Origin of the sequence: Pseudarthrobacter sp. NIBRBAC000502771 (assembly GCF_006517215.1) — a bacterium.
Classification (GTDB): Bacteria; Actinomycetota; Actinomycetes; order Actinomycetales; family Micrococcaceae; genus Arthrobacter; species Arthrobacter niigatensis.
Map to the genome: position 1 here is coordinate 2,921,732 of NZ_CP041187.1, position 12,474 is coordinate 2,934,205.

10 protein-coding genes and 1 riboswitch are annotated in these 12,474 nt (G+C 67.3%); of the genes, 9 read left to right on the plus strand and 1 reads right to left on the minus strand.

Annotation, left to right across the window (positions count from 1 at the left end; translation table 11 throughout):
• The first annotated feature begins 2 nt into the window (after positions 1 to 2).
• Positions 3 to 467, plus strand: coding sequence for a DUF4233 domain-containing protein (locus NIBR502771_RS13670; RefSeq protein ID WP_141161556.1), 465 nt, complete (start codon positions 3 to 5; stop codon positions 465 to 467).
• Positions 468 to 518: 51 nt separating this feature from the next.
• Positions 519 to 938: a nucleoside-diphosphate kinase gene (gene ndk / locus NIBR502771_RS13675; RefSeq protein ID WP_141160224.1), complete on the plus strand. Its 420-nt coding sequence runs from the start codon at positions 519 to 521 to the stop codon at positions 936 to 938.
• Positions 939 to 1,001: 63 nt separating this feature from the next.
• On the opposite strand, the gene NIBR502771_RS13680 is transcribed toward ndk, so the two are convergent.
• On the minus strand, positions 1,002 to 1,670 hold the full coding sequence (locus NIBR502771_RS13680) for a vitamin K epoxide reductase family protein (protein ID WP_141160225.1): 669 nt from the start codon (positions 1,668 to 1,670) through the stop codon (positions 1,002 to 1,004).
• Between the two features lie 438 nt (positions 1,671 to 2,108).
• Between NIBR502771_RS13680 and NIBR502771_RS13685 the strand changes: the two genes are divergently transcribed.
• The 7 genes from NIBR502771_RS13685 (at position 2,109) to NIBR502771_RS13715 (ending at position 12,436) form a co-directional block, all read left to right on the plus strand.
• The gene (locus tag NIBR502771_RS13685; protein WP_141160226.1) at positions 2,109 to 5,513 is read left to right on the plus strand and encodes an Rne/Rng family ribonuclease; all 3,405 of its coding nucleotides are present in this window, start codon (positions 2,109 to 2,111) and stop codon (positions 5,511 to 5,513) included.
• 159 nt (positions 5,514 to 5,672) lie between these two features.
• Positions 5,673 to 5,770: riboswitch (TPP riboswitch) on the plus strand.
• 7 nt (positions 5,771 to 5,777) lie between these two features.
• Positions 5,778 to 7,298 carry a bifunctional hydroxymethylpyrimidine kinase/phosphomethylpyrimidine kinase gene (gene thiD, locus NIBR502771_RS13690; protein WP_141161557.1) on the plus strand — a complete coding sequence of 507 codons (1,521 nt, stop codon included), beginning with the start codon at positions 5,778 to 5,780 and terminating at the stop codon, positions 7,296 to 7,298.
• A gap of 262 nt (positions 7,299 to 7,560) precedes the next feature.
• Positions 7,561 to 7,869: a 50S ribosomal protein L21 gene (rplU, locus tag NIBR502771_RS13695; protein ID WP_003803420.1), complete on the plus strand. Its 309-nt coding sequence runs from the start codon at positions 7,561 to 7,563 to the stop codon at positions 7,867 to 7,869.
• Positions 7,870 to 7,930: 61 nt separating this feature from the next.
• Positions 7,931 to 8,194 carry a 50S ribosomal protein L27 gene (gene rpmA, locus NIBR502771_RS13700; RefSeq protein ID WP_009372867.1) on the plus strand — a complete coding sequence of 88 codons (264 nt, stop codon included), beginning with the start codon at positions 7,931 to 7,933 and terminating at the stop codon, positions 8,192 to 8,194.
• 117 nt (positions 8,195 to 8,311) lie between these two features.
• Positions 8,312 to 9,901, plus strand: a complete 1,590-nt coding sequence (gene obgE / locus NIBR502771_RS13705) for a GTPase ObgE (protein ID WP_141160227.1) — start codon at positions 8,312 to 8,314, stop codon at positions 9,899 to 9,901.
• A 4-nt stretch (positions 9,902 to 9,905) separates the two neighbouring features.
• Positions 9,906 to 11,042, plus strand: coding sequence for a glutamate 5-kinase (proB, locus tag NIBR502771_RS13710; protein ID WP_210411223.1), 1,137 nt, complete (start codon positions 9,906 to 9,908; stop codon positions 11,040 to 11,042).
• 26 nt (positions 11,043 to 11,068) lie between these two features.
• Positions 11,069 to 12,436 (plus strand): glutamate-5-semialdehyde dehydrogenase, encoded by a 1,368-nt coding sequence (locus NIBR502771_RS13715; RefSeq protein WP_141160229.1) that lies wholly within the window; start codon positions 11,069 to 11,071, stop codon positions 12,434 to 12,436.
• The last annotated feature ends 38 nt before the right edge of the window (positions 12,437 to 12,474 follow it).

The following is a 12,474-nucleotide window of genomic DNA, read 5'->3' on the forward strand; positions in this document are numbered from 1 at the left end:
CCATGGCCAGACTGACAAAAGCGCAGCGCGAGTGGCGGCCCGGCATGCCCAGGAAGCGGCGTTCCACCAAGGTCATGTTCGCCTCCACCGTGCTGCTGCTCGAAGCGTTTGTCATGTTCTTTGCCACGCTGGTGGTGTTTGGGCTGCGCCGCGGGGAATTCCCGCCCGCCCTGATCCTCGGCGTCGGCATTGCCCTCAGCGTGGTCATGGTCTTCGCCTGCGCGGTCCTCAACAAGCCCTGGGGCATCGGCCTTGGATGGGTCCTGCAGATCGTCCTGATCCTGACCGGCATTTTCGAGCCGGCCATGTTCCTGGTGGGCGCCCTCTTTGCGGTGGCCTGGTGGTACGGCATCCGCACCGGCATCCGGCTGGACCGGGAAGCCGCCCAGCGCGCCCGCGAACAGGCCGAATGGGAAGCCACGCACCCCGACCAGGCCGCGGGTCCCGCCCAACCGCAGACCCCATAAGCCAGTCCCCGTAGACTTGTCCCGAAACCCCACCAACGCATTGGAGCAGTTGTGACCACTGAGCGCACCCTCGTCCTGATCAAGCCCGACGGCGTCGCCCGTAACCTGACCGGGGCCATCCTGGCCCGCATCGAAGCCAAGGGCTACAGCCTTGTTGAGCTGAAGAAGGTTGACGCCACCCGTGAGCTCCTGGAGCAGCACTACGAGGAGCACGTTGGCAAGCCGTTCTACGAGCCCCTGGTGGAATTCATGCTCAGCGGCCCCGTGGTGGCGGCCATTTTCGAAGGCCACCGTGTCATCGAAGGCTTCCGCTCCCTGGCGGGCACCACGGACCCCACGACGGCGGCCCCCGGCACCATCCGCGGCGACTTCGGCCGGGACTGGGGCCTGAAGGTGCAGCAGAACCTGGTCCACGGCTCCGACTCGACTGAGTCAGCCGACCGGGAGATCAAGATCTGGTTCCAGGGCTGAGCGGCCCCGGAACAGCAAGAAGCCCTTGGTTCTTCGGAACCAAGGGCTTCTGTCGTCTGCGGCCTAAAAGCCCGAGGTACCCGCGAACACCTGGATGAACGCGAAGAAGATGGTGGCGATGACGGCAACATACAGCAGCGCCGTGATGATCCAGCCGGAATCGCCAAGGATGCGGGTTGCCCGGGCGGGCAGGGGGATGACGCCGGCCGTGATGTTCCGGATGGTGGTCCACACGAAGAGCGGGATCATGGCCGCCCAGACGATCATGCAGAACGGGCACAGGATGTGGATGGAGTACAGGGCCTGGGACCACAGCCAGACGACGAACGCGAAGCCGAGCGTGACTCCTGCCTGCAGCCCGAGCCAGTACCAGCGGGCAAAGGTCGCTCCGGACAGCAGGGCCATGCCCACCGTGATGGTGATGGCGAAGGCCACGATGCCGATAAACATGTTGGGGAAGCCGAAGAGGGAACTTTGCCAGGTCTGCATGACCTGGCCGCAGGAGATCCACGGATTCACGTCGCACACGGTGGTGTGGTTGGGGTCCTTGAGTACCTCGAATTTTTCCAGGACCAGGGTTCCGGAAGCGAGCCAGCCGACGATTCCGGTGATGACCAGCAACCAACCAAAGGGCCGGTTGCGCGCCATCCGCGGAAGGCTTCCGGCGGCGCTGGTCTGCGGCTCGGCGGCCCGTTCCTGCTGGTGGGCGCTGACGGGGGAGATGCTGGGCATGGGTATGGCGTCCTTTTCGTCCGGTGCTCCTGTGCCTGATTGTAACGCCGCCGGCTGGAGCCACCACACAGGCAAAGGAACAGCAACGCCCGCTTCCGCTGCGATCCGGCGCGGGTATGAGAGAATGAACGTGGCTGGAAGCCGATCCACATTCGGACTCCGGTCCGGTGGTTTGTTCCCAAGACCGCCAATGATGAGCAGGGCAGGCTTCGGATTCTTCCGGCACACCCGCGACTCCATTGGGCGGCACCTGGTTGTAGCACGCAGAACAACGGGTTTTCAGAACATCCGCCGGCTCCCACGGGCTGCCGCACCCCAACGACGGTGCGAACCTGGGAGTATCCACTTGACTTCTGTCAATGCCTGCGGGTGTTGACAATATGTGCCCCAATGGGTGCCGGATGTGGCGGTACGTCAGGGGCAGGAGTGTTGCCACATATGGAGAATGACCAGGAACTCGCCGTTAACGATGAAGCAGCGGCTGCCGCGCCCAAGAGGGCACCGCGGACCCGCCGCAAGGCGGCACCCAAAACCGGGCATGCCCCTGCGGATGCCGTGACCAGCGCACCGGATGCCGATTCGGCCCCCGGTGGAGACCCGGCCGGTCAAGAAACCGCGGTTGAAGCAACCACTGTGGACGCAACCGCTGCCGAAGAAGCCGGCACTGCGCAGGAGGCGCCCGCCCGGCGCACCCGGGCCCGGAAGAAGGCCGACACCGCGGAACCCCTGCCTGCCTTCGCCGCTGACGCGGAGCGTGCTGCCGAAGTGGCGACCGTTGACGCGCCGGCCGCAGTTCCGGACCCCGGCGCCGACAGCCCTGCCGTTCCTGCCCAGGAGGCAACGGCAGATCCCGAAACCAAGCCGGTCCGCCGCCGTCGGGTAGCCACCCGCAAGGCTGCCTCTCCAGCCGTCGCCCCCGCAGCCGACTCCGCGGGAACGGCTGGTGAAACACCTGCCTCCGCAGCCCCGGAGGCAGTGCTGCCGGAGGCCGCTGACCAGATCGCGGAACAGGACGTGGAGCAGGCGAACGTGCCCGCCGGGCAGGAAGCCGTTCCTGCAACGGAAGGGGCTCCGGCACCGGAGCAGCCCACGGAAGCGCCGGCAGTGGAAGACGGCGAGGCCGCCGCTGCCGCCAGCCCCTTCGGCTCCCTGTTCCTGGAACCCGCTTCCCCCACCTCAGTACTCTTCCAGGCCCCGGACCTCAGCACCGTAGTCCGGCCCGCAGCGCCGGCCGCCGCGGAGCCTGAGGAAGAAGAATCCGAAGACGCCGAGGATTCCTCCAGCCGCCGCCGTCGCCGCAGCCGTGGCCGCAGGGGCCGCAGCCGCATCGGTGGTACGGCGGAGGAGGACAACGAGGACAGCGGTTCTGATGCTGAGGACGAGTCCGACGAGGACAACGCAGGCCAGGTTGAAGACGGCGTGACGTCCCGCCGCCGCCGTCGCCGCCGCCGCGGTGACCAGGACCTTGAGCTGACCGGTGGGGAAGACGACGATCCGCCCAATACCGTGACGAGGGTCCGTGCGCCGCGCGCGGTCAGTGAAGCGCCGGTCAACAACCGGGTCACCAGCGTCAAGGGCTCCACCCGCCTTGAGGCCAAGAAGCAGCGCCGCCGCGAATCCCGCGACACCGGCCGCCGCCGCACGGTGATCACCGAAGCCGAGTTCCTGGCCCGCCGCGAATCCGTGGACCGCCAGATGATCGTGCGCCAGCGCGATGACAGAATCCAGATCGGCGTCCTCGAAGACGGCGTCCTGGCAGAGCACTTCGTGTCCAAGACCCAGCAGGATTCGTTGATCGGCAACGTGTACCTGGGCAAGGTCCAGAACGTGCTGCCATCCATGGAAGCGGCGTTCGTGGACATCGGGCGCGGCCGCAACGCCGTCCTGTACGCCGGCGAGGTCAACTGGGAAGCCGTCAACCTTGAGGGCAAGCAGCGGCGCATTGAGAACGCGCTCAAGTCCGGCGACACCGTGCTGGTCCAGGTCACCAAGGACCCGGTGGGCCACAAGGGTGCCCGCCTCACCAGCCAGATCTCGCTGCCCGGCCGCTACCTGGTGTACGTCCCCGGCGGTTCCATGACGGGCATCTCCCGGAAGCTGCCCGACGTCGAACGCAACCGGCTCAAGCGCATCCTCAAGGACCGCCTTCCCGAGCACGCCGGCGTCATTGTCCGCACCGCCGCCGAGGGCGCTTCCGAGGAAGAGCTCACGCACGACATCAACCGGCTGCGCGCCCAGTGGGAAGGCATCGAAAGCCAGTCCACCTCCACCAAGATCCTGGCCCCCGAGCTCCTCTACGGCGAACCCGACCTGACCATCAAGGTGGTCCGTGACGTCTTCAACGAGGACTTCTCCAAGCTCATCGTTTCCGGCGAGGAGGCCTGGGACACCATCGAGGCCTACGTCACCTACGTGGCGCCGGACCTTGTGGGCCGGCTCGAGAAGTGGACCAAGGACCAGGACATCTTCTCCGCCTGGCGAATCGACGAACAGATCCACAAAGCCCTCGAACGGAAGGTCTTCCTGCCCTCCGGCGGCTCCCTGGTGATCGACCGCACCGAGGCCATGACCGTGGTGGACGTCAACACGGGCAAGTTCACCGGCAGCGGCGGCAACCTCGAGGAAACCGTCACCAAGAACAACCTCGAAGCGGCCGAGGAAGTGGTGCGCCAGCTGCGGCTGCGCGACATCGGCGGCATCATCGTGATCGACTTCATCGACATGGTGCTCGAATCCAACCGCGACCTGGTCCTGCGCCGCCTGGTTGAGTGCCTGGGCCGCGACCGGACCAAGCACCAGGTTGCCGAAGTGACCTCACTCGGACTGGTCCAGATGACGCGCAAGCGCATGGGCACCGGCCTGCTGGAGGTGTTCGGCGAGCAGTGCGAGGCCTGCGCCGGCCGGGGCGTCGTGACCCACGACGACCCCGTGGAGCACCGCCGGGCCAACACGGTGGCGGCCGAGCACCACGTCCAGCGCACCGACAACCGGCCCGAAACCCGTGCGGAGGCCCGCCCGGAAGCGCAGCGGAACGACGCCCAGCCCGGCGTCCGGTCCGAACGCAAGCGGCGGCGGGGACGCGGCGGCCAGCAGCCCGAGGCTGCCCCGGCACCTGCCGTCCATGTCCACACCGTCCAGCCGGACCCGTCCGACGCCGAGCGGCACGCCAAGGCGGAGGCAACCAGGCTTGCCCTGGCGAACATCGCCGCTGCCGCCCATGCGGCCCACCTGCACGACGACGAGGTAGCGGCTGCCCGGCAGGTGCCGGCCGCGGAGCCTGCGCAGGTACCCGTTGAGGAGAAGCACGACGCCGATGCCCCGGCACGTCCCGCAGCCGTCCTCACGTTCGGCGGCGAGGAAGTCCCGCTTCCGTTCGTGGAGCACGCCGGGGAACAGCATCCGAAGCCTGCCCTGACGCTGGACCGGCTTGCGGAAGCATTCGCACACCTGGGCCAGCCGGCCTCCCCTGTGGGGGACGCGCCTGCCAGTCAGGCAGAGGCTCTGCAGGCAGCAGAAGAGGCAGCACCGGAGCAGCCGGCCGGGGCAGGGGCGGCGGGAGCCCGCGCCGGTGCCGCTCCTGAGGCGTCCCCTGAAAAGGACTATTCGGACCACACGCTGGAGCAGTCCCGGCAGCGCCGGCCCCGGCGCCACCGGGCCGCCAGCCGTGCCCAGGGTGCCGCCAACGAGACCGCCGTCCAGCACCATGAAAACGTCCAGGCTGATGCCGGTGGGCACTCGCACGCAGCGAAGGCCCCCGAACCCGCGAAGGACCAGCCGGAACCGCGGAAGGCGGCCGAGGAACCCATCATCCTCGGCGTCGGGGTGCCTGCCTCGGAACTCTAGGCACAGGAGCTTCCAGCCAGGAATCCCCGTCCTGCGCATCGGTCCACCCGGATTACCGGGGGTACCGTGCGGGGCGGGGATTCCTGCCGTTGCGGGATGGCCCATTTTTGCGGCGGCCGTTGTCACCTTTTTCCCGGGTGCGGCACACGGGCTAGGGTAGGAACCGACACGGGGTGCCGCGCAGCAGGCCGGCTGAGATCCAGACCCGTTGAACCTGTCCGGCTAGTACCGGCGAAGGGATGTCTCTTGTCTTCGACCCTTTCCATGCCCCTGCCAGCTTCCTCCGCCGCCAGCACCGGGCTGCCAACCGGCCGGGAAGTCCCGCGGGTCCTGTCCATCGCCGGCTCCGACCCGTCAGGGGGCGCAGGCATCCAGGCCGACCTGAAAAGCATTGCCGCCCACGGCGGTTACGGCATGGCTGCTATCACGGCCCTGACGGCGCAGAACACGTGCGGTGTACAGGCAGTCCACGTTCCTCCCGCGGCCTTCCTGGCGAAGCAGCTGGACGCGGTCAGCGATGATATCTCCATTGACGCCGTCAAGATCGGCATGCTGGGGGACGAGGCCGTGATCGGCACTGTCCGGCTTTGGCTGGAGAAGGTCCGTCCCGCCGTCGTTGTCCTGGACCCGGTGATGGTGGCCACCAGCGGCGACCGGCTGCTGAAAGAGTCCGCCGAGGCCGCCCTCCGGGACCTCTTGCCCCTGGCCCACCTCATTACCCCCAACCTGCCGGAGCTTGCCATGCTGGTGGGCGCGGATCCAGCAGACAGCTGGGCGGCTGCGCTGGAGCAGGGGAGGCGCCTGGCGGATGCCACCGGCGCCACCATCCTTGTCAAGGGCGGGCACCTGGCGGGTGCGGACTGCCCGGATGCGCTGGTCAATACGGCAGGCCTCCTGCCAGGGGAAGTGGTGGAGGTGCAGGGAAACCGCATCGACACGCGCAACAGCCACGGCACCGGCTGTTCCCTGTCCTCCGCGATGGCCACCGTCCAGGCACGCCTTGGCGACTGGGAGGCATCGCTCCGAACGGTCAAGCCATGGCTGGCCGTCGCCCTTGAGAAGTCGGAGCAGCTTGAAGTGGGCTGGGGAAACGGCCCGGTGCACCATTTCCACCATGTGCGGCCGGCCCTCGCGGAAGGCGCTTTCGCTGCCCGGCTGTGGACGGAAGCCCAGCAGGACCTGGCGGACATCTACGCCCTGGACTTCATCCACGGCCTGGCCGCCGGGGACCTGGCCGAGAAGGACTTCGCCTACTACCTGGCGCAGGATGCCCTGTACCTGAACGGCTACTCCCGGGTCCTTGCCCGGGCGAGTGCCCTGGCCCCGTCAGAAGGGGAGCAGCTGTTCTGGGCCGGATCATCGCAGCAGTGCCTGGAGGTGGAGTCGGAACTGCACCGCTCGTGGCTCAGCACCCGCCCCGCCCAGGGCGGACTTGGCCCCGTCACCAAGGCCTACGTGGACCACCTCACCGCAGCATCGGCGTCGGGAAGCTACGCCGTCCTGGCCGCCGCCGTCCTGCCCTGCTTCTGGCTTTACGCCGAAGTCGGGGAAAAGCTGCACGCCCGGTTCCTTGCCTCGGGAGAGCCGGGCGGCCACGCCTACGCAGCCTGGCTCCGGACCTACGCGGACGAGGGCTTCGCCGAGGCCACCCGCCGGGCCATCGCCATCGTGGACGCAGCAGGACGGAGGGCCTCCGACCACGAACGCGCGGCGATGGTGACTGCGTTCAAGCAGTCCTGCCGCCTGGAAGTGGAATTCTTCGACGCGCCGAGGTTGCATTCCTGAACCCTCCGGGCAGCGCCGCCGCTATGATGGAGTCCATGGTTGCGGTGCTGCCTGTCGGAGTGTGGTTACTACCACACCCGGGCCGCCGGAACCAGCCTCATTTGCGGCCGTAGATGGATTTAGCGTATTCTGGATCTTCGGTGCTTACGCCAACACTTGGGTTATGACCCCACGGCGTTGAGGCACAGCGCGAACCCTGGCTTTTTTGAGTCGGTTCCGCACGCAAATTTTGTAATAAACGTCGAGAGAAGTGAGTTCCCAAGTGGTGTACGCGATTGTCCGCGCAGGCGGCCGCCAAGAGAAGGTTTCCGTTGGAGACTTCGTTACCCTGAACCGCGTCGCCGGTGGAGCCGGCAGCACCATTGAGCTGCCCGCACTGCTCCTGGTTGATGGTGACAAGGTCACCTCTGCCGCCGCTGACCTGGCCAAGGTAACTGTTACGGCTGAAATCCTCCAGGACCTGCGTGGTCCTAAGATTGTCATCCAGAAGTTCAAGAACAAGACCGGCTACAAGAAGCGCCAGGGTCACCGCCAGGAACTGACCAAGGTCAAGATCACCGGCATCAAGTAACCACCGGTTACTGTTCAGGTATTTCAACAGATTCCCCAGAATTTAGAGGCAGGCATTTCAGATGGCACATAAAAAGGGCGCGAGCTCCACTCGCAACGGTCGCGATTCCAACGCTCAGTACCTCGGCGTCAAGCGCTTCGGCGGCCAGGTTGTTTCCGCCGGCGAGATCATCGTCCGCCAGCGTGGCACCCACTTCCACCCCGGCGCCGGCGTTGGCCGTGGCGGTGACGACACCCTGTTCGCACTGACCCCGGGCGCCGTTGAATTCGGCACCCGCCGCGGTCGTCGCGTAGTCAACATCGTTGCTGCTGCAGCTGCAGAGTAACAACCAGTTCTGAAGCGGTGGAGCGGGCCTGAGGGTCCGCTCCACTGTTCTTTTAACAGCATTACAATCGATGTGGCGTCCCCGGGCGCCCCATAAACAGCACCTGAGGAGATCCACGTGGCCAGCTTTGTAGACCGGGTAGTACTGCATGTATCCGGCGGAACCGGCGGCCATGGTTGCGTCTCCGTCCACCGCGAGAAGTTCAAGCCACTCGGCGGTCCCGACGGCGGGAACGGCGGCAACGGCGGCGACGTGATCCTGCGCGTGGACCACCAGACCACTACGCTCCTCGACTACCACCACGCACCGCACCGGCACGCGAGCAACGGCGGTCCCGGCATGGGCGACTGGCGCGGCGGCAAGAACGGCGAGACCCTGATCCTCCCCGTTCCGGACGGCACGGTGGTCAAGACCAAGGACGGCGAAGTCCTGGCCGACCTCGTGGGGGAAGGCGCCGAGTTCGTGGCAGCCGCCGGCGGCCTGGGCGGGCTCGGCAACGCTGCCCTGTCCTCACAGAAGCGCCGCGCCCCCGGCTTCGCGCTGCTCGGCATCGAGGGGGATTCCCGGGACATCGTCCTGGAACTCAAGAGCATTGCCGACATCGCGCTGGTGGGCTTCCCGTCAGCGGGCAAGTCCAGCTTGATTGCAGCCATGTCCGCCGCCCGGCCCAAGATCGCCGACTACCCGTTCACCACCCTGGTTCCCAACCTCGGCGTGGTGCAGGCCGGCGACGTACGGTTCACCATCGCCGACGTCCCCGGCCTCATCGAGGGCGCCAGTGAGGGGCGGGGCCTGGGCCACAACTTCCTCCGCCACGTCGAGCGCTGTGCGGCCCTGGTCCACGTGCTGGACTGCGGCACCCTTGAATCGGACCGGGACCCGCTCACGGACCTCGCCATCATCGAGGGTGAGCTGGAGAAATACGCCGTCGACATGAGCTATGCCGGCCAGGACGGTGAAGTGGTTCCCCTGAACCACCGCCCACGGCTGGTCGCGCTGAACAAGGTGGACCTGCCCGACGGCAAGGACATGGCGGAATTCGTGCGTCCGGAACTCGAGTCGCGCGGCTACCGTGTGTTCGAAGTATCCGCCACCAGCCATGAGGGCCTGCGCCAGCTCGGTTTCGCCATGGCGGAGATCGTCAAGGCAGCCCGGGATGCGGTGGCTGCCGCACCGCCCAAGGTGCAGCCCGCGGTGCTGCGGCCGCGTGCAGTCAACGAAGCCGGGTTCAAGATCCGCCGCGAGGAAAAGAACCTGGAACCGCTGTTCCGCGTCCTGGGCGAAAAGCCCGTGCGCTGGGTCAAGCAGACCGACTTCACCAACGAAGAGGCCATCGGCTACCTGGCGGACCGGCTCGCCCGGCTCGGCGTTGAAACCGAACTGTTCAAGCAGGGCGCCAAGCCCGGTGACACCGTGGTCATTGGCGAGGACGACGGCGTGGTGTTCGACTGGGAGCCCACCATGATGGCAGGGGCTGAGCTCCTGGCGTCGCCGCGCGGCACCGACGTCCGGTTCGCCGATATCGGCGACCGCCCCACCCGCAGCCAGAAGCGCGAAGAGCAGCAGGAGCGCCGCGACGCCAAGGCTGCCGCCCGGGCGGAGCTCGAGGCAGAGCGGAAGGCCGGGATCTGGACCGAGTCCGTCAGCGGCCGCCGTGCCGCCCAGCCCGTCAAGGAAAGCGGACTGGAAGCGGACGATGACCTCTAGGGGCATGACTGCAGTACCCGCCGTGCCCGCGGGGGACAGGAGCGCGCTGGCCGGGGCCCGCCGGATCGTGGTCAAGGTAGGCTCCTCGTCGCTGACCAGCATCAAGGGCGGCATCTCGGAGGAATCACTGACCGCCCTCGCTGACGCCCTGGCGGCCAAGCGCAATGCAGGCGCCGAGATCATCCTGGTGTCCTCGGGCGCCATCGCCGCAGGCCTGGCGCCGCTTGGTCTGGCCAAACGGCCCCGCGACCTGGCCACCCAGCAGGCCGCTGCCAGCGTGGGCCAGGGGCTCCTGATGGCCCGGTACACCCAGGCCTTCGGTGCCCATGGGGTCACCGTCAGCCAGGTCCTGCTGACCGCCGAGGACCTGATGCGCCGCAGCCAGCACACCAACGCCCTCCGCGCCATGGACCGGCTGCTGAACCTTGGGGTAGTCCCGGTGGTCAACGAAAACGACACCGTGGCCACCCATGAGATCCGCTTCGGCGACAACGACCGGCTGGCCGCCCTGGTGGCCCACCTGGTGCGCGCCGACGCACTCGTGCTGCTGTCCGACGTCGACTCCCTCTATGACGGCCCACCTTCCCAGGGTGCCAGGCGCATCCCGCTGGTCACCGGCGCCCACGACCTCGAGGGCGTATCCCTTGGCAAGGCGGGCAAGGCGGGCGTGGGCACCGGGGGCATGATGACCAAAGTGGAGGCCGCCGGCATGGCGGCAGGATCGGGAATCCACGCCTTGGTGACGTCCACACCCAATGCCGCAGCGGCCTTGAACGGCGAGGACGTGGGCACGTGGTTCGCCGTCAACGGCTCCCGAAAACCGGTCCGCCTCCTGTGGCTGGCGCACGTTGCGTCGGTCCAGGGCCGGCTGGTCCTGGACGAGGGGGCAGTCCGCGCTGTGCGGCACCACCGCACGTCCCTGCTGCCGGCCGGCATCTCCGCCGTGCATGGCGAATTTGAAGCCGGCGACGCCGTTGAGCTGGCCGGAGCCGACGGCACCATTATTGCCCGCGGCCTGGTGAACTACTCCTCCGAGGAGCTGCCGCGGATGCTGGGACGGTCAACGCATGAGCTGGGCGAGGAAATGGGCAGCGGCTACAACCGTGAAGTTGTTCATGTTGATGACCTGGTGCTGGTCTGAGCTGCCACCTCGCCTAAACTTGGATCATGACTGACGCCCTGATCCACGCTGCTGAACATTCCGGAACCACCGCTGCGCAGGAGCAGCCGGTTCCCGCAGCAGGACCGGAATCGGCCGAGGCACCCTTGTCCGCTGCCGGGGTGGAGTCGGCCGTCCACGCCATCACCGATCGCGCCCGCCTGGCCGCCCGTCGAATGGCCACCGCCAACCGGGCCTGGAAAGACCGTGCCCTCCGTGCCGTGGGCGCCGCCCTGCAGGAGAATGTCCCGGCCATCCTCGCTGCCAACGCCATGGATGTGCAGCGGGGCAAGGCCAACGGGACCTCCGCTGCCCTCCTGGACCGGCTCACCCTCACCGAATCCCGCGTCGCCGGGCTGGTGGCGGCCCTGGAAAACCTGGCCGGCCTTCCGGACCCCGTGGGCAACGTGGTGCGCGGGCAGACCCTCCCCAACGGGCTGCGCCTCCGCCAGGTCAATGTGCCCATGGGGGTGGTTGCTGCCATCTACGAGGCACGGCCCAATGTCACTGTTGACATCGCAGGACTTGCCCTCAAGAGTGGCAATGCCGTCATCCTCCGCGGCGGCAGCGCGGCAGAAGCCACCAACCAGGTGCTGGTCCGGATCCTCCGCGAAGCCCTGGAATCCGTTGGCCTGCCGGCTGACGCAGTCCAGACCGTGGACCAGTACGGCCGTGCAGGCGCCACCGTCCTCATGAAAGCCCGCGGAAGGGTGGATGTCCTGGTTCCCCGGGGCGGCCGGGACCTGATCCAGACCGTGGTCACCAACTCCGCCGTGCCGGTCATCGAAACAGGGGAGGGAAACGTCCACATCTTCATCGATGAGTCCGCCGACGAGAACATGGCCGTGGAGATCCTGCTCAACGCCAAGACCCAGCGGCCCAGTGTCTGCAATACCGTGGAGACACTGCTGGTCCATTCCGGCTCAACGGTGCTTCCCGCCGTCGCCTCCGCCCTTCGCAGCGCCGGTGTCCGGCTCCACGTGGACGGGCGCATCAGTGCCGCACTGCCCGCCACGGTCGAAACCGAACCGGCGACGAACGCGGACTGGGAAACGGAGTACATGGACCTGGACCTGGCCGTGGCAATGGTGGACAGCCTGGACGAAGCCGTCCAGCACATCCGGACCTGGTCCACCGGCCACACCGAGGCGATCCTCACCAACAGCCTCGCCAACGCCGAGCGTTTCATCGCCGAGGTTGACTCCGCTGCCGTAATCGTCAACGCCTCCACCCGGTTCACCGACGGCGGGGAACTGGGCCTGGGTGCGGAGGTTGGCATCTCCACGCAGAAGCTGCATGCCCGCGGTCCCATGGGCCTGACCGAACTCACCACCACGAAGTGGATCGTCCAGGGCGAAGGCCAGGTCCGCGGGTAGCAACGCGGTAACATAGACCAGAACCCGGAAAGCAGCGG